At 39.4% G+C, this 17,938-nt stretch carries 19 protein-coding genes; 2 read left to right on the top strand and 17 right to left on the bottom strand.

Annotated elements, in window-relative coordinates; genetic code table 11:
- Positions 1–22: 22 nt before the first annotated feature.
- From AC0N32_RS13335 to AC0N32_RS13320, 4 genes are all read right to left on the bottom strand, one after another.
- Positions 23–1,489, bottom strand: a complete 1,467-nt coding sequence (locus AC0N32_RS13335) for a serine hydrolase (protein ID WP_476394344.1) — start codon at positions 1,487–1,489, stop codon at positions 23–25.
- 86 nt (positions 1,490–1,575) lie between these two features.
- The gene (locus tag AC0N32_RS13330; protein ID WP_476394343.1) at positions 1,576–2,151 is read right to left on the bottom strand and encodes a helix-turn-helix domain-containing protein; all 576 of its coding nucleotides are present in this window, start codon (positions 2,149–2,151) and stop codon (positions 1,576–1,578) included.
- A 37-nt stretch (positions 2,152–2,188) separates the two neighbouring features.
- Entirely contained in the window at positions 2,189–3,139 is a 951-nt protein-coding gene (locus AC0N32_RS13325; protein WP_476394342.1) for a hypothetical protein, read from the bottom strand.
- A gap of 112 nt (positions 3,140–3,251) precedes the next feature.
- Positions 3,252–3,686, bottom strand: coding sequence for an FKBP-type peptidyl-prolyl cis-trans isomerase (locus AC0N32_RS13320; RefSeq protein ID WP_476394341.1), 435 nt, complete (start codon positions 3,684–3,686; stop codon positions 3,252–3,254).
- 187 nt (positions 3,687–3,873) lie between these two features.
- On the opposite strand from AC0N32_RS13320, the gene AC0N32_RS13315 reads away from it, so the two are divergent.
- Positions 3,874–4,875: a catalase family protein gene (locus AC0N32_RS13315; RefSeq protein ID WP_476394340.1), complete on the top strand. Its 1,002-nt coding sequence runs from the start codon at positions 3,874–3,876 to the stop codon at positions 4,873–4,875.
- Positions 4,876–5,688: 813 nt separating this feature from the next.
- On the opposite strand, the gene AC0N32_RS13310 is transcribed toward AC0N32_RS13315, so the two are convergent.
- From AC0N32_RS13310 to AC0N32_RS13275, 8 genes are all read right to left on the bottom strand, one after another.
- Entirely contained in the window at positions 5,689–6,732 is a 1,044-nt protein-coding gene (locus AC0N32_RS13310; RefSeq protein WP_476394339.1) for a TerC/Alx family metal homeostasis membrane protein, read from the bottom strand.
- A 159-nt stretch (positions 6,733–6,891) separates the two neighbouring features.
- On the bottom strand, positions 6,892–7,503 hold the full coding sequence (locus AC0N32_RS13305) for a TerD family protein (protein WP_476394338.1): 612 nt from the start codon (positions 7,501–7,503) through the stop codon (positions 6,892–6,894).
- Between the two features lie 37 nt (positions 7,504–7,540).
- Positions 7,541–8,464 (bottom strand): hypothetical protein, encoded by a 924-nt coding sequence (locus tag AC0N32_RS13300; RefSeq protein WP_476394337.1) that lies wholly within the window; start codon positions 8,462–8,464, stop codon positions 7,541–7,543.
- A 39-nt stretch (positions 8,465–8,503) separates the two neighbouring features.
- Positions 8,504–9,676: a toxic anion resistance protein gene (locus AC0N32_RS13295; protein WP_476394336.1), complete on the bottom strand. Its 1,173-nt coding sequence runs from the start codon at positions 9,674–9,676 to the stop codon at positions 8,504–8,506.
- 6 nt (positions 9,677–9,682) lie between these two features.
- Positions 9,683–10,237 (bottom strand): TerD family protein, encoded by a 555-nt coding sequence (locus AC0N32_RS13290; protein ID WP_476394335.1) that lies wholly within the window; start codon positions 10,235–10,237, stop codon positions 9,683–9,685.
- Positions 10,227–11,051, bottom strand: a complete 825-nt coding sequence (locus AC0N32_RS13285) for a phosphoribosyltransferase family protein (protein ID WP_476394334.1) — start codon at positions 11,049–11,051, stop codon at positions 10,227–10,229. Before AC0N32_RS13285 ends, AC0N32_RS13290 begins: the two co-directional genes overlap by 11 nt.
- Before the next feature lie 2 nt (positions 11,052–11,053).
- Positions 11,054–11,725: an HAD family hydrolase gene (locus tag AC0N32_RS13280; protein WP_476394333.1), complete on the bottom strand. Its 672-nt coding sequence runs from the start codon at positions 11,723–11,725 to the stop codon at positions 11,054–11,056.
- A 313-nt stretch (positions 11,726–12,038) separates the two neighbouring features.
- Entirely contained in the window at positions 12,039–13,577 is a 1,539-nt protein-coding gene (locus AC0N32_RS13275) for a SulP family inorganic anion transporter (protein WP_476394481.1), read from the bottom strand.
- Positions 13,578–13,759: 182 nt separating this feature from the next.
- Here AC0N32_RS13275 and AC0N32_RS13270 point away from each other — a divergent pair, with 182 nt between their 5' ends.
- The gene (locus tag AC0N32_RS13270; protein WP_476394332.1) at positions 13,760–14,209 is read left to right on the top strand and encodes a VOC family protein; all 450 of its coding nucleotides are present in this window, start codon (positions 13,760–13,762) and stop codon (positions 14,207–14,209) included.
- Positions 14,210–14,271: 62 nt separating this feature from the next.
- Here AC0N32_RS13270 and AC0N32_RS13265 read toward each other — a convergent pair whose 3' ends face one another.
- The 5 genes from AC0N32_RS13265 to AC0N32_RS13245 form a co-directional block, all read right to left on the bottom strand.
- Positions 14,272–15,369: a slipin family protein gene (locus tag AC0N32_RS13265; protein WP_476394331.1), complete on the bottom strand. Its 1,098-nt coding sequence runs from the start codon at positions 15,367–15,369 to the stop codon at positions 14,272–14,274.
- A gap of 138 nt (positions 15,370–15,507) precedes the next feature.
- Entirely contained in the window at positions 15,508–15,690 is a 183-nt protein-coding gene (locus AC0N32_RS13260; RefSeq protein WP_476394330.1) for a hypothetical protein, read from the bottom strand.
- 619 nt (positions 15,691–16,309) lie between these two features.
- Positions 16,310–16,861 (bottom strand): 3'-5' exonuclease, encoded by a 552-nt coding sequence (locus tag AC0N32_RS13255; protein ID WP_476394329.1) that lies wholly within the window; start codon positions 16,859–16,861, stop codon positions 16,310–16,312.
- 86 nt (positions 16,862–16,947) lie between these two features.
- Positions 16,948–17,511, bottom strand: coding sequence for a metallophosphoesterase (locus AC0N32_RS13250; RefSeq protein WP_476394328.1), 564 nt, complete (start codon positions 17,509–17,511; stop codon positions 16,948–16,950).
- Between the two features lie 7 nt (positions 17,512–17,518).
- Positions 17,519–17,893: a cyclic-phosphate processing receiver domain-containing protein gene (locus AC0N32_RS13245; RefSeq protein WP_476394327.1), complete on the bottom strand. Its 375-nt coding sequence runs from the start codon at positions 17,891–17,893 to the stop codon at positions 17,519–17,521.
- Between the last annotated feature and the right edge of the window lie 45 nt (positions 17,894–17,938).

Genomic DNA, 17,938 nt, shown 5'->3' with positions numbered 1-17,938 from the left:
AACAAAAATTATTACAATTAAATTATTCGGTTTCTATTTTTACGATTTTTCGTCCTGTTTCCCCTAAATAATGTGTAATCAGAGGTTCGTAAATTTTATAACCATCATCCACATTAGTGAAAATCACCAAACCCTGTTTTGTTTTCGGAAGCATAACAGCCAATGTGTTTACTCCCTTATCCGAACCGCCGTGTGAAAGGGCTGTTTCTCCATTTCCAAGATCATATATTTCAAATCCCAATCCGAAATATTTATTCTTTTTGGTATCAACCTGTCTGGTTTCCATTTCCTTAAACACCCTTTTTGAAAGCAAATTGTTATTCATCACCGCAATTAAAAACTTCCCATAATCTTCTACGGAAGTCATAAGATCATCAGCAGCACTTGGCTGGGTGTTTTTCACGATATCATAAGGGTTCCCATCTTTATCATAACCGGTAACGATTCTTCCTGCATATTTCTTTTCATTCCAGATATAGCTGGTATCATGCATGTTTAAGGGTTCGAAAACCAATTCTTTGGCCAATGCTTCCAGGCTTTTATGAAATTTATTTTCAACCGCTTTGCGCAGGTATTCATAACCTTCGCCCGAATATTGGTATTTTGATCCGGGATCAAATTCAAAGCTTAATTTACGATCCGCTTTCTGCCATCTCCAGTTTGGAAAACCTGTCTGGTGGCTCAAAATCATTGTGGTCGTTAATTTCTTGTGTCTGGGATCTTTTGCAATATCGGGATCAATCCAATATTTATCCAGCGATTCATCAAGATTCCATTTTCCCAGGCTCACCAGACGTAAAACCGTCAATGCAGTTATTGGTTTTGTAAGGGATGCCACGTTAAAAAGACTGTTGTACGGTGCAGTGGTTTTCCCATCCAGCGTTCCATACACTTTTATTTGGGTTAATTTTCCATTCTCAATAACCCCTAATCCTAAAGTCGGAATATTGTTATCTTTCAACAGCTGTTCGACAGGATCTTTCACTTCCGCATGATTGGGTTCTCCATGATCATAGCTTAGAACATCGCTCATCAACCAGTTTCCATCTTTCTTTGTCCAGACCGTTGTAAACTTTGCCCGGCCTCCCAGTACATCCTTTTTATCAGGTTCACGGATATAAAACTGATGTTCCCCGGTTTGTATAGCCCCATACAGATTACCATTGTCGTACAGAGGAAAAACTTCAAGACTTTCCGGAACAACTTTGCGGATCGGCTTTTTAAGAGGATTGGAACAGATATTTTCTTTTGTTCTTTCCAAGAATAATTTTTTATCCTGAAAACCTCCTTTATCGTGATAAAACTTCAGACCGTCGTCCACTGACTTTTCCAGGTAGGCCATATCACAATTATTAAAACCTCTTTCAAAAAAAATGCTATCCTGCTTTTTCAATTCTAAAAACAGTTCGGAATTTTTATCGATCTGAGCATGTATATTTCCAAAGAAAAATAAGAGTACCGGAAAGTACGGAAAGAATCGTTTTGCCATTGTTTAATTTTTCGACAAAGATTCGGAATATTAATTTTTTAATCGAAAAAACAGGCCGACAAAAACCTGACAATCATGTGACAGCTTTATAAGAAACTGAAATTCAGCTTATAGTACAGACTGTTCTTCTTATCGATTTCAAAAGCGTTTCTCAGGATGATATACATATTGGCGAGTACCAATGAGACCATGGTCACCATCACAAATGGAGAACCCAGTTTTAAAAGTACAACGATCATAAAGATCACAGGAGCAATAACCGCTAAAAGAATCTGGAGAGAAATAATCTGTTTTGTGATCCTGGATTTCTCTTTCATAAAGATCATGATTAATAAAGGCGGAATGAAATTGGCAATCGGAAACCAGGCCAGCGGAAGAGAAGAAAGGTTGATTATCTTAATTAAAGCAAAGTTTACAGATTGTTCTTCTTGTTTCGCCACAGGAATTTCTTCAACTTCAATTTCCGGCTCTGCAACAATCTCAGGAATCCATAAATCTTCCTCAGCAACATCCAGATTTTTCGCAAGGGTTTTCAAAGTATATCCTTTAGGCCTCATTCCGGATTCGACCCGTTGAATCGTTCTCACCGAAAGACCCGTTTTTTGCGCCAATTCTTCCTGGGTCAGGTTTTTTAGTTCTCTAATTTTCTTTAGTTCCGACATGTAAAATAGTAAACAAAACAAATGTACACTTTAAAGATCATAAAATCAATTTATCCAGATCCAGCAGCAGGTAATTGATATTCTGATTGATCGTCCGTGTCGCCGACTGCATCTGGTTGAGCATGGCCGCACGGTTATGAAGATCATCGGCCCTGTAATAACCACCATCACTGAAGATCACGGACTGATCTGCTTTTAGTTTATCATCATCAAACTGATAATGCAGCCATCTCTCTTTCATGCTGGAAATAATAGAATGTTCTTTCCTGTTGGAAAATCTCTTTTCGGTGTACATATACCAGATAAAAGGCGGAAAATTTGGTGATTCAAGTTTCTCTTTCCAGACATCTCTCAGTAAATTTCTTTGGTGGATAAACTCTACCTTTTTACCTTTCGGATTTAAGGTAGCCAAACCGAATCCTGCTCCCAAAGCACCCCCTCCGATATCTATGGCATTGCTCCATCCGTTGTCCTTTACAATTCCTCCCGCAATAGAAGCTGCGGCACCTGTGATAATAGAATAAAGGATCAGTTTATTGTTCCGGGAATCATTGAGATTATCTACGTAGGCCCCGATCTGCGCTACCCTTTCCCCTTCACAGTCGAATTCTGCGGCAACCGCATCCAGCTCAGTAAGGGCAATGGTTATTTTACTGTTGATCTTGCTTTTCAGCTGCAAAACTTTCACCTGAGATTCAAGAGAATTGTCCTTTTTAAGCTCCATAATATCATGAACCTCGTCCAGATTATCCAGCGCATTAAGAATCAGAATACTCTGATCGGAGAAATTGTTCTTCAGTTCTTCATTGGCTGCAAGAATAGAATCTGAATTGTACGACGGTAGTTTATTGGAATAATTATATTTAAAAGGTGCTTTGCAATAACTGTCTTTCAGGGTCAGGATATTCTGCCTGATGGCTTGGTTTTTCTTTGAAACACACGACGTAAGGATGCTTACACAAGCAAAAAGATAAAAAAACTTTTTCATTTTGTGTGGTGAGTTTTTGGTTCGTAGCTTTAGATAAGACTATGACTAAAATACACAAATAAAAAAAATTACCTGCAAAACAGGTAAATTTTAAGCTAATTTTAATCGGTAGTTATTTAATCTCCAGCAATTCCACTTCGAAAATTAGGGTACTGTTGGGGCCGATTTCTTTGCTGATCTGCTGATCTCCATATGCCAGGTGCGGCGGAATGATCAATCTCCATTTGCTACCTACGGGCATCAGCTGAAGCGCTTCCGTCCATCCTTTAATCACTTTATTCAGTGGAAACGAAGCCGGTGTTCCTCTTTTTACAGAGCTGTCGAACACTTTTCCTGTAATGGTGGTTCCATGGTAGTGACATTTTACGGTAGATCTCGGGCCCGGCTTTTCACCTTCGCCTTCGGTAATGATCTCGTACTGCAAACCGCTTGGCAGTTCAACAACGCTTTCTCTTTTTCCGTATTCTGCCATATATTCCTGACCGTCCTTCAGGTTCTTCTCTGCCTGTTCTTTTTTACGTTTAAATAACATATCTGCTACTCCCATATTGATATTTTTGACAAAGATAGGGTTTTACGGCTGGAAGATGGAAGCGGGATGCAGGAAGTTTTTTTCAGATAAATAATTAACCTAGCATTAGGTATGAAGATCTCATTTCAGAAAGTTCAGATATGTTTAATACTCTGTTAACAGCATTTCCGAAACTTGGCGTTATAATTGGATTTAAAAACTGATGCCAGATCCATTAAAATATAATAAGAAATTTGATAAGCTGACAGACGAAGAAAAACAACTCCTCGAGATCAACAAAAAAAGCATTGCTGATTTTGTAGAGCAGTCACCTTCCGTGAGTGATGTCGACCATGCCACCCGGAATGCCCACGCCAAGACGTACGCCGTTGCCAAAGGAGAATTTATCATTGATCAGAATATTCCTGAAAAACTTCAGCCCTTTTTTGATAAAGAAAAATATGACCTGAAGATCCGTTTTTCCAATGCCCATTTAAAAATCAATAAAGGTAAAAAAGACATTCCGGCGTACGGCTTTGCAGTAAAGATCAAGGACCAAAACGGAGATCTGCTGGCCAATTATCCTTTGGTCAACTTTCCTTTATTCCCAATTAATTCTGTAAGCACCTTTTTAAAGTTATTTACCTCTGTCAATCGTTTTTTCGTGAAAAAATGGAGTTCTTTTTCTTTGATCATGCAGATGATGAAAGTAATTCCTTCAACATTTACGGGTTCCTTTTTAAAAAATATCGTGAAGCTGTGGAGCAAGAGAAATGATTTTTTCCTTTCATTCGACTATTATTCAGTAGGGGCTTACCGGTTGGGAGAATATATGATGAAAATTAAGCTTAAGCCCATCTCTGTCGATAAACATTTCGGGAAAAGATTAAAAACAAAGGACGCCCTGAAAGCTTATTTAAATACCGATGACTTTGCAGCAGATGTGATGATCCAGCTTTGTTATAACCTGGAAGATCAACCCATCAATAAACTCAATGTCGAATGGAAAAATTCGCCTTATATAAAGATCGGGCAGATACGGATTAAAAAAAATAACCTGCTGGATCCGGAAACCTGCGAAAGTGAGCTGCTTTCCTTTAATCCTTTTGAAAGCAAAGTATTTTTCCATCCTGTCGGTAAGCTTCAGAAGCTTAGGGATGAAGCATACAAAGTATCGATGCAAACCCGTTTAAAAATCAATAAACTCCTTAAGTATAATAAATAATCAATACTCAAAAGCGATCAAATACCAGGACCATAATCCTGCAAAAGCAGAAATATGCCTAAGAAGTTTATTTTACTGAAGTAAGCTTTCAACCATGTGAAGTAAGCCATTATCCATGAAAAATTGACATTATCCTGATGAAGTAAGGTTTTATCCGGGTGAAGTAAGCTTTTTATTCATGCAAAATCGTCATTATCCTAGTGAAGTAAGGTTTTATCCGGGTGAAGTAAGCTTTTTATCCATGCAAAATCGTCATTATCCTAGTGAAGTAGACCTTTATCCTGGTGAAGTAAGCCTTTATCCATGCAAAAACGCTATTATCCATACGAATTAAACCATCAGCCGGGTGAAGTAGACCATCATCCATGTGAAGTAAGGAATAATTACTGAAAAATTGACATCATCCCGGCAATGTAAGCCATCAGCCATATAAATTAACCAAAATCAATATGAAAGTGAGCGTACCTCAACAGTAGAAGTTGTCCTCAAAGTTTGGATAGTCTTTATTTGTTATAACCACGAATTGATCTGCCAGTTAGGGTTTTAAATAATGATTTTATAGCACAGCACCATTCTAATTTGCTCCGGAGGAGCAATATCTGTGTAGATCGATATCAGCATATTGTACCAGAACTCCGGAGGAGTTCTATCTTATCATAGCACACCTACGGCGTGCTTGCGATATTCTGTTATTTTTTATACTACACAGATATTTCTCCTCCGGAGCATAAAAATTACTTGTTCAATTTTCAGGCGAAAAAAGAAAGGCTCTACGCAATGTAAAGCCTTTCTGTTTATGATAATTTTAAAAAATTACTCTTCTAGTTTTTCTTTCTCATACTCCTTTTTATCAGGGAAAATAAGTGAAAGAATCACAGAGATTACTAAAACTCCCCCAACGATTCCGAGGGAAACCGGGGATGGAATGTGAATCCACGGTGCGATAAGCATTTTCACCCCGATGAAAGACAGAATCACCGCTAGTCCGTAAGGCAGTTTGCTGAACATGTGGATGAAATTCGCCAGCAGGAAATACAAAGACCTTAATCCTAAAATCGCAAAAATATTTGAGGTATACAGGATAAACGGATCATTGGAGATCGCAAAGATGGCAGGAATGGAATCCACGGCAAAAAGGACATCGGTAAACTCGATAACCGCAACCACCACTAAAAGCGGCGTTGCCATTTTCATTCCGTTCTGAACGGTGAAGAATTTATCGCCTACATAGTTATCGGAAACTTTCCAGAATCTTTTAATTAATCTCGCCCCGGCGGTATTGCTGTAGTCTTCTTCATCGTCATCATCGCCGTCGCCCCAGGATTTGATCCCTGCGTACACGAGGAATATCCCGAAAAGAGCCATGACAATATTGATTTTCACAGGTTCCCCGAAGATATTCATTTCAGGAAGATAAGTAAGGTTAATTAATCCTACTCCCGCAAAAATAAAGATCGCCCTGAAGATCAGCGCCCCGATAATTCCCCAGAACAGCACTTTGTGGTGCAGGTATTTCGGAACTTTAAAGAACCCGAAAACCAGGATGAATACAAATAAATTATCCACCGAGAGCGCCTTCTCGATCCAGTAGGCCGCCTGATACTGGGTGAATTTTTCTACTGCCAGCGCATGGCTTTCCGGGCTTCCGTCTGTATTGAAAACCCAATACACCACTCCCGAAAATACCATCGACAGCGAGATCCATACGATTGACCAGATGGTAGCTTCTTTGGAAGAAACTTCATGACTTTTTTTGTTGAAAACCCCTAAATCCAGGAGCAGCATGATAACGACCGTTATCGCAAATCCCACCACCAGACCGGGATGAAGATCTAAAATACCTTGATGTTTGTCCACTTTTATATGTGCTTATGATACGATAAAAGCAATAGCTGTACGAGTACAAATATTGCCATTGGTTGATTGTAATTAGACAGGCTTTAGATTTTGGCTAAAGCCATCGGAAAAATCATTGATAAAAACGGGCTAAAGCCCGTTCCTGTTGATTTTAACCTATTACAAATATTGTTGTTTTACGGTTTCAATGGTTTCCTGGAGTTTTCTGTCTTTTGTAGGATCTCCGATGGCATTGAACTTCCACTCGCCGTTTCTTTTGTAGAAAACGCCCATTACCATGGCGACGTGGCCTTTGAAAGACGCATCGTTGGCAATGTCATATTTAGCAAAAACCTCTTTCACGTTGGTTGGGGTTCCTTCATAAATCCTGATCGACGCAAAAGGAATGGTACCGAAATCCTGGCCTTTATAGCTGTTCAGAACAAGGGCCACATGCTCCACATTAGCATCCAGGCTGCTGAAATCTACGGTAATCACCTCATTATCCAGGCCGTCGTTTCCGTTGATATCCCCTGTAAGATCATCACCGCTGTGTCTTACGGCACCGTTTTTTGATTTCAGGTTTCCGAAATAAATAACTTCGGTTGCATTTTTATTGGAATCGTACAGAATACAGCTTCCGTCAAGATCTACTGCTTCTCTGGTAACACCTCCGAAAAAACCTTTTTTCTCGATTGCCCCCCAGTTTATTCCTACACACGCTTGGGTAAGCGTAGTTCCGTTTTCCTTCGTAAGGTTGATTCGCTGACCTTTTTGTAAGTTAATAGCCATCTTTTTATGTTTGTTTTGTTATTTGTTGTGATTTATTTTAATTATTCAAATTTAAATTCAGCATGGCGCGGAGGATATTTGTTTCTTCATTGATGTCAAATATTCTGCTCATGATATCTGTATTTTCGAGATTTTTAATATAATCTTTCAGTACGCCGATGACCTTCTCCGGCAGTATCCTTTTCCGCTCGTTCATCTCATTTTCCAGCGCTTCGTTTTTATTTTTCAGCTGGCTGATGATGATGCCTTTATTGGATTCATTAGGCAAGATATTTAGTTTTTCGATTTTTTTAGGATCGGTTAAATACATTTTCCTGCCTTCCACATCAAAGATAAAATAATCATCGGTCTGAAAAATTTTGAAAAGCTCATATTCATTCCCCGAAACCGCATATCCGCAGATGAAGCGAACCTTAAAGTTCTGAATATTGAGTCTTCCCAGCAATTTTCTTTCAATCTGATAATCCTGATACAAATAAGCTGGAAAAGCTCCTGGCTTCAATAATTCCTCATCCACTTCAGACCGGTAGAATTCTGCTGCATATTTTTTATTAAAATACAGAACATCGTTCCAGTTGATCCGGAATTTGTTTTCCGTAAGATCCTGATACAGATTCTTCAGATGTTTGGAAAAAATACCGCTGTACATCTTCCGGTCGGTCTCGAAGCCGTCCAGCTGCTTTTCTTCAAAACCCGAAATATATTTGCTGTTGACATCAATCTCGTTGAGCACCGCCAGCATCTCAGTTTCCTTCTGCCTTTTTATTTTGGTTAAAAGCTCAATGAGGCTGTCGGTATACTGAAGGTGAAAAAGCTCGAGTTTACTGTAATCGAGTCCCTTATTTTCCTGAAAAAGATTGTGAATAATATCGGTCTTAATGTAGATCGAAATAATATCAACATTTTCAAAAAAATTCGCAAGAAGCTTAAGTTTCGTTATTCTTCTTTTGCTTTGGGACATTATGTTTACGGCATCCTCATTCACCTTTGTATCACTCTATTATCCTCTTACGTTTGCTTTTAGTTCGTGTTCTAAAGTCATCAGATCCTGATCCAGCTTTCTCCTTCCTTCGGCGCCCTGCTTCTGGATCTGTTTTACTTCGTTTAAGGTATTGATCAGTTTCGATGTTGTTTCTCTCAATGTTTCAATAGAAACCACCGTCTGTTCGTTGGCCCTTGCCACATTGATTGAATTCTGGCCAAGACGTTCAGCATTCTTCCTTAAAATTTCTTCTGTTGTGGAAGAAACCTTCTGCTGGATCTCAATATTCTGCTGCTGCCTGTACATGGCCACGGCTAGTGAAAGCTGGTTTTTCCAGAGTGGAAGTGTGGTAGTAAGAATCGTCTGTGCTTTTTCGGCAATCGAAACATTGTTATTCTGAACCAGTCTGATCTGTGGCAGCGACTGCATCATGATGAGGCGAACCACTTTAAGATCGGCCAGTCGACGGTCTAATCTTGCAATAAAATCTCTTTTATCGGCAATTTCATAATCCTGGTAATTCTGTGGCGCGGCCTCCATTGCAGCGAGTTCCGTTCCGGCTTTTTCCATTCTCAGGTTTCCGGCGATCACCAGCTCTTCGATTTGTTTGATAGCGGTGATGTTGCTTTCAAAAATCGTCTGTAAAACCGCGTTATCTTTCGTAGAGGTAATGATTCCTGCGTTTACCTTGTATGAAATCTGATCGATATTGTTGATGATCTTGTCATATTTTGCAAATAAATTCTCAATCTGCGTCATGACACTTTTCATGAAAGGCAATTTGCTTAAAAAGCTTTTGAACTTATTCTGGTTCAGCTCTTCTACATCGACGTAATTTAATTCCACCAATAAATTATTGATCAGCTCGCCTACTTCTCCCGAGTTGGATCTTCTTACATTTCCGAGGAAGCTGTCACTCTGGTTGGACAGTGTTCTCTGCAGATCGGCTCCGAAGTTTACGATGGATCCGGGATTCGTTTCATCGATGGAGTTGGCCAGACTTTCATATTTCTGACGGTCTTCGGATGGCAGCTGGGTAAGATTTACATTTCCTTCCCTGTCAACAAGCGGAGCGGGAGGCGTATTCTGTGGTGCCGTGTTGGGCGGTGGTGCCATCGGCGTAGGCTCAAACGTTTTTAGCGGTTCGATGGATCCCAGCGGATCTATATTTTGATTTTCCTGATTGTTCATGATCGGTTATTGATAGATTTCTACAAATTTTTCAAGGCCTTCTCTCTGTCCGGCTCCTACAGCTTCAAATTTCCATTCTCCGTTTCTGTTGTAGATCCTTCCGAATTCTACGGCAGTTTCGATAGAGAAATCTTCATCAAGTTCATATTTCAGAATCTCTTCATTCGTATCTGTATTGAAGATTCTGATAAAAGAATTTCTCACCTGCCCGAAGTTCTGTCTTCTGGCATCAGCTTCGTGGATGGTTACGACCACAGTGATCTCCTTTACGGCAGGATCTATTTTGGTAAGATCTATTTTGATCTGCTCGTCATCCCCGGAACCTTCTCCCGTAAGATTATCCCCTGTATGGATCACCGCTTTATCCGGAGATTCAAGGTTGTTATAAAAAATAAAGTGGTTGTCTGAAACCAGCTTTTTATTTTCACCTAATAAAAATAAAGAAGCATCCAGGTCAAAAGCCGTTCCTGTGGAGGTACTATTGGTGTCCCATCCTAAACCTACGGTAAATTTGGGTGCGTTTATATTTTCTCTCTGTCCTTTCTGTAAGTTAATAGCCATAATATAATTCGGTTTGTGTTAAAGTGTTTATATTGTTTTCGTATTCTTTTATTAAATGATAATTGTTGCTGATCGCCAGCTCCAGCAGATGTTCCATCTGTTCTTTTTTTACTTTAGACGTAAGATAGTCAAAATTACCTGAATCAAGGCCTAAAATATATTTTACGATCCTGGTATTGAACTGAAAACTTGGCTTTATCATCACTTCTGCGATATGTTCGACGTTTTTTACCGCATAGTAATTAAAATAATTTTCAATTTTCGGGTCAAGATCAAAATTCATCAGCTCGGCATAGTACATGAATAAAAAATCGGCTTCCACCTTATATTCGTCAAGAATTTTATTCACCGTAAACTCATGGCTTCCGGTAATTTTAATATCATCTATAAAAATACAAAGTTTTCCGCGAAGAAAATCTTTATCCAGATAATAAGTATCATTGGCGATCAGATTTTTACGGTCTTCAAAACTTAAATTCCCATAATCTGTCGTGTACGTGTGATTCCTGTTAATTTTTGAAAGAATACTTGATCTTTTTCCTTTCTGAAACAGATAAAAATCCAGATGTTTTTTAAAGTAAAAGCACAGAAAATTGGAGGCCGTAGGAATCGCCATGTAAGGACTTGGCAGCACGACGATCTCTCGATCCGTATCCAGAATATCTTCGTGTACAGAAATGAATCCTTCAAAAAGTTCCCTGGCAAATTTCTCGGCATACGACTTATCGCCATACTTGAAAAAGCTGTATTCGGCGGGCGAAAAAGTAAATTCATCTGCCGAATAAATGTGGTGTAAGCTGTACCTTTTGTTCATAATTATATTTTGTGTGTAAGTAAGTGTGCGTTGAACCCAAAATCCTTAGCGCCTTTATAATCGGCAATAGGATTATCTCCGACGTGTAAAACCTGATGCAGCGCGATCTCCTGACCGATTAGATTTTTAACCTCACGAAAGATCTGCGGATCCGGCTTTGAATAATTGATCTCATCGGAATAAATATGGAAATCGATGTAGCGGTCGAGGTCTTCACCGATCAGGAATTTCCTCATCGTTTTTCCTTTGATGAAACCTGTATTGCTGAGAATATTGATGGTCTTCCCCTGATTTTTAATTTCATCAAAAAACTGATGCAGATTTTCGAAAATCACGACCGGACGGTACTCCAGGAACAGATCTTCGCTTTTGCGGTAAAATTCGTTTAGCTGTTCTTTATTTACCTGTTTTAAATCTACCTGCAAAGCATTTAAGATCAGCAAATAGATCTCAAACGTATCTACATTGCCCCCGATCACTTCATTAATGGAATTGCAGAGATCATCATAGTATTTTACAACTTTTGTAACTTTATCAAGCGGCTTTCTGATATCAAAAAACGAGGCAAAGAGCTCAACTCTTTTTGCTTTAAATTCAGGGTGAGATTTTATTAAGGTAAGCCACAGATCGAAAGAAAAATGTAAATGACCGCGGATGTCTATATCTGTTTTCAAAATGGTTTAGTTAAAGTTTTGTTTAGCTCGTTTCTTGAAAAAGATTTTTAAATGGTAAAAAAAATATCAATTACATCCAAAGATAGAATTTTTAAATTAATGTATAAATGTAGTTTGATGTTTTAAGAAATTTTTATGATATTATTTAATTGAAATTTATTTTAACAGATCACTGATAAACTCTCTCTAATACAGAATAGCCGGATTTCACTTTATTGAATAGATTTCCATCTATAAATCTCAACTTCATTTAGCCGGTAACAACAAAAATAAACCCTCAAATCCTAAAACCCTAAAACCCTCAACCTCAACCCTACTTCTCCGGCATCACCCTATACGTCGGGTCCTCCTGTATATTAACATCGATAATGGCTTCCGCGTTTTTCAGCAGGGTACGGCAGTCTTCGCTCAGGTGTTTCAGGTGCAGTATTTTATTTTGCTGCGTGTATTTTTTAGACAATTTGTCTAAAGCATCGATGGCACTCATATCGACAATACGGCTTTCTTTGAAATCCACAACCACTTGCGCAGGATCACCGGCAGGATCAAATTTATCCATAAAAGCAGTGACAGAACCGAAAAATAACGGTCCGAAAATCTCATAATGCTTAATTCCTTTTTCGTCAGTATGCTTTCTGGCACGGATCCTTTTGGCATTATCCCAGGAAAAAACGAGAGCAGAGATTACCACACCCACAAGAACTGCCAGTGCCAGGTTATGTAAAATAATGGTGATTAACGCAACCGTAATTCCCACAAAAATGTCTGATTTCGGCATTTTATTGACAATCCGTATGGAAACCCACTGAAAGGTACTGATGGCAACCATCATCATCACCCCGACCAGCGCTGCCATGGGAATCTTTTCAATGAAAGGAGCACCTGCCAGAATGATGATCAAAATGGTGACAGACGCAATGATCCCGGAAAGTCTTGCTCTAGATCCAGCATTTAAATTGACCAGGGTCTGGGCCACCATCGCACAGCCGCCCATCCCACCGAAGAAACCGTTGGTGATATTGGCGAGTCCCTGCGCTACCGATTCCTTATTGGCATTTCCTTTTGTATTGGTAATCTCATCGACCATTGACAGGGTTAAAAGCGATTCTATTAAACCGACTCCCGCCATAATCAAAGCATAAGGAAAGATAATCTGTAATGTTTCTAATGAAAAAGGAATGCCCGGGATATGGAAACTGGGTAAGCTTCCACTGATACTGGCTATATCCGCGACCGTTTTGGTATTGATGTTAAACCCTAAAACGACGGCGAAAACTATCAAAATAGCCACTAAAGAAGCCGGAATCGCTTTTGTAATTTTCGGTAAAAAGTAAACCACAGCAATCGTTAAAGCTACCAATCCGGCCATGATATATAAAGATGTCCCCTGCAGCCAGCTGGTCACTCCGTTTGCATCTGTTATTTTGAACTGTTCTACCTGCGACATGAAAATAATGACTGCCAGGCCATTCAGAAAACCATACATGACCGGCTGTGGAATGAGTCTTACGAATTTCCCCCATTTGAAAATACCGACCAGCATCTGAAAAACACCTGCTAAAATTACGGTGTCAAAGAGATACTCTACGCCATGGGTTTTTATCAGGGCAATGAGGACCACAATGGTAGCGCCGGCACCTCCTGAAACCATTCCGGGGCGTCCTCCGAAAATGGCGGTTACCAATCCCATCATGAAGGCAGCATACAATCCAGTTAGAGGAGAAAGTCCGGCAAGAATCGCAAAAGAAAGCGACTCCGGGATCATGGTCATGGCAACCGTAAATCCTGCCAGCAGTTCATTTTTATAATTTATTTTTTTCGAGAAATCGAATAAAGCAATGGTATTTTTCATTTCGGGGGCAAAGGTAGTCAGTAGAACACTTCTTTCCAATTTTAAATATGAATGTTTCGATTTCAATTAAACGGTTCTTTACCGGTTATGAAATATATCTATCATCTGTTTTACCTAAAAAAATCAACGATTATCACTTTTGGAAAATCCGTTTTATAGATTTGTTAAATAAATTAATTTTTATGATTAGAGGATTATATGAAACCCATGTTCAGGTGAGCAACCTGGAAGAAGCGATACAATTTTACACCGAAGTTTTAGGCCTTGAACTGGCGCACAGAGATGAAACCCGCCCAATCGCGTTTTTGTGGATTGGTAAAAATAAAGAATCCATGCTGGGCTTGTGGGAGCAGAAAGAAAATTTACAGACGAGGCACTTCGCATTCACCGCAGATCAGGAAGATATACTGAATTATTCTGTAGAATTCCTGAAAAATAAAAACCTAAAGCCCTACAACTTCCTGAAAAACGGAACCGAAAAGCCGATGGTCTTTGCATGGATGCCCGCGCTGGCAATTTACTTTAATGATCCCGACGGCAATCAGCTGGAGTTTATTTCTGTGCTGGAAGGCGAAGGAAAACCTGAATGGGGCGTACTCTCTTATGAAGAATGGCTGGAGAAAAGCCTATAGATTTGATACAGGCGAGGCTGTCCAAAAAATTTGGGCAGCCTCTATAATGATGATTATTAGTTTTATTTCGCAAAAATCTCCTTTAGCTGAGAGACAATATTGCTGTTTCCGGACACGGTGATATCTCCGATCTTATCGGCTATTTTCTCCATATACTCCATTTCTTTCAGCTTCCAGAGAACTTCATTTTCTTCCATCAGCTTGGAAGTATTCAGGAGACTTCTTGTGGAAGCCGTTTCTTCACGCCTCATGATGCTGTTGGCCTGTGCTTTCTTCTCAGCGATCAGCACCTGGTTCATGATTTCCTTCATTTCCCCGGTCAGGATCACATCACGGATTCCCGCATCGGAAACGTTCAGCCCAAGGCTTTCTCCTTTGTTTCCGAGGTTGTCTAGGATTTCTTTTCCTACCGTATCTTTTTTCAGCAAAAGCTCATCCAGTGTCAGGGCGCCCACGAATTCACGTAAAGCCAGCTGCATCAGAATATACAATTGCTTATCATATTCCTTGTTCTCCGTCATCGCTTTCACGATGTTTTCCACCTGGTAACGGACATAGAAGTTAATTCTGAGCATCGCTTTATCCTTTGTAAGCAACTCCTGGCCGGCAATTTCCATTTGCTGCATTCTTGTATCGATGGCTTTTACCTCAATAGAAGTCTCATTGTTCCAGAAGTAGCAGGTTCCGGCTTCCAGAACTTTTGACAGCTTTCCGTCAATAATCAAAAGGCCTTTATACTGGTTGACGACCACAAATTTTCTCACAAAACCTTTCAGCTTTGCGTGTTCCAGAATCGTTTTGGAAACAGATTCCGTAATTTCCACTTTCGTTACATCAATTTTTTGGAATTCCCTGTTGAAAATACCTTTCCAGAAGGCATATTGTCCAACATTCAGGACTTCTTTAAAAATTCCGTTTTCGTACATCAGGACAATTTCACCGTCTTTTACTTCGATCACTTCCAGCATCGATTTCAGGCCTTCGTTCTTTAGCAAAAGGCTAAGATCATGATTGGGCGTAAACAAAAGCTTCATATCGAAAATTTTGACGGATTTATTCCCGAAAATCCAGTAACTTCCTTCTTTCAGGATATCGATCAGGTTTCCGTTCCTGAACACAAGAGCTCTTTCATACGCTTTAATTTGTACATTTTTTATCATGGCTTTTATATTTAATCGTTATTATTTCAGTTTAAAAAAAGGAAAATCCGTGATTTCTTCTTCCAAAAACGGCGGAAGAAAAAATATTTCAGAAAATCCATTGATTCGGAACTTATTTTCCAGTGTATTTCCAAACGTTCAGATTTTGGGCGTGTCCCTTGCCGCTGCATGACCAGCCGCCCGGATCGCTACGTTCACTGCTATCTTTTTTGCGGACAAAAAAGGATATCCGTTACCATCGCTCACGCAGAAAACCATCCTTTTCAGAAATGGGACTGAAAGCGATACATTCTTCAGTGCAATTTCAGTTTCAGAAAACATCTTTTCTTACAGGCTTTTTCAGAATGTTGATCCAACAACTGAAAAGATCCCGGATCTTTCCCTGATTGAACATTTTTGATGAGAACATTCAAACTCCCGAAAAATAGATTTTGAGTCTATTTCAAATTAACCTACAACCGTAATGTAGTGCGTATACCATTTGCGCCATACCAATCGACTTGGCAGTGGGACTCGAACCCACAATAAAAAAAGCTATTACTCTAACCGGACTGAGTTATATTCCCCCGAAGGAAATAGGAGGATTCGAACCCCCGACCCATAGCGCATGGTAGAAGTTTTTTGGAAAACTCCCCAAACCTTCAGATCAAGCTGAACAGAACCAACTGATGTTTCTCAACAAGTTCTTCTGCAATGGTGCCGTAAACCGAAGCACTCAACAAGACCTGCCTGATATTTTGACTAAAATTTATTTTTCAAAACTTCAGTATTGTTTCATTTTGATGGTACAAAGTAAAACATGAATTGCGCAACCTTTTTGCGTTGTAAAAATAATTTACAAAAAAATACAATTCTGCTTTACATCATCCATTTAGATTTACATTGGCAGATTGCTACACTATTATATATCAAATTGTTACACTGCTACATTATTACATTCTTACATTTGTTTCAAACACCAATGAAGAATCTTCGCAATGTTCTTCGCATCATCTACCCCGCGGTGATGAGTGCCTTCCAGTGTAAGGTTGAGTTCGTCTAAAGCCCTTGCCATCCCTACACTTTTCCTTACAGTCGGGTGCAATTCGCCGAATAATGTTTTGACGTTGATATGGTCGTCGCTCAAAGGATAATCGGTTTTAAATCGTCTCGCCTGATTCCGGAGCATATTCAGATCATAGTTTCCGTAACTTGCCCAGGTGAGGTTTTCAGCATCATATTCAGCTCTCAGTATATCCAGAGCATCTTCCAATAAAATGCCTTCATCATCCAGCATTTGCTGTGTAATGGAAGTGAGCTCCGTACAAAACGGACTTACTTTTGAGAATTGAGGCTTCACGAGAATGCCTTCATTCTGTGAGATCTTTCCGGTCCGGGCATCCATAAGGCATACCCCGATTTCAATGATCTCGCTTTCCTGACCTCTCGGCGGCCGGTCGTCCCAGCACGTCGCTTCAAGGTCTATGATTAATATCGTTTCTGTTGTTTTCATTTGTCTAAAATTTTAAGGTTTGGAAGTCGGGTGATGAAAACAGGAAGTTTTTACAGTTCCGGCCTCGATCTCCGTCTTCTCTTTATTTAATTTCTCGGGCCAAACGGCGGTGTCCATTTTTTCTTTTTCATTATTTCTTTTACTTCTTCGTAGGAAACAGGATAGAAATTATGGCAATCCACACCTACATCGAAACTCAACGCCGTTTCATCATCGGGTAAAGTACCGTGAGAATGCCCGTAAAGTTGCCATATTCCGCGATGCGAACCATTCCAGGTTCTCATTGCGTAATGAAAAAGAATTATTTTTTGTTTGCCGTTGCTGTTTTCGGGCTCATCAATCCTTAATTCATGGTAATCTCTTATGGATTCGAATCTTTTAGGATAGGTTAAGGCCGCACCTTCATGATTTCCTTTTATCAGATGGATATTTCCGTTGAGGCGATCCAGGACTTCTTTTGTAAAATCCGGTTTGCCCAAGCTCACGTCGCCCAAATGGTAGACCGTATCATTTAACCCGACTTTCTCGTTCCATCTTTTGATAAGTTCTTCATTCATCTGATCCAGAGATTCAAAAGCCCTTTCTGAGAATTTTATAATATTTTCGTGACCAAAATGATGGTCTGCAGTAAAAAATATATTAGGTTTCATTTTTTGTTTATTTAATGTTTTTGAAATTTTTTAAAAGACTTTCAATATTTTCCTTTCCGACAGGATTCATCGAGTGCGAATAGAATTCCGGTAAATCTAAGTCGTTATCCATACAATGTTCTACCAACCATTTTGCACAATCATAACCTGTTTTTTCAATAAATCCCTCAGAATCTGATTCCAGGTAGTGTTTATCCGCGAGATCATGGTCGAAAGAGATCATTTCCGGAAGTCCATATTCCAAAATCCTGTTGATAAATTGTTCGTAATTCCGAACGATATGCCAGTCTTTTCTAAGATAAATAGCCTGTTTTGTGTAATGATAAGCTTCAATGGGATATCTTATATCGTCGAGAAACAGTAATCTTTTGGTTGTTTCCATGGTTGATTATAGATTAATTTAAATAAGAATATAACATTTCATCCT

This window comes from Chryseobacterium endophyticum, from assembly GCF_056333165.1.
Note: the sequence above shows the minus strand (reverse complement) of the source record. Positions and strands in the feature narration are given on the sequence as shown.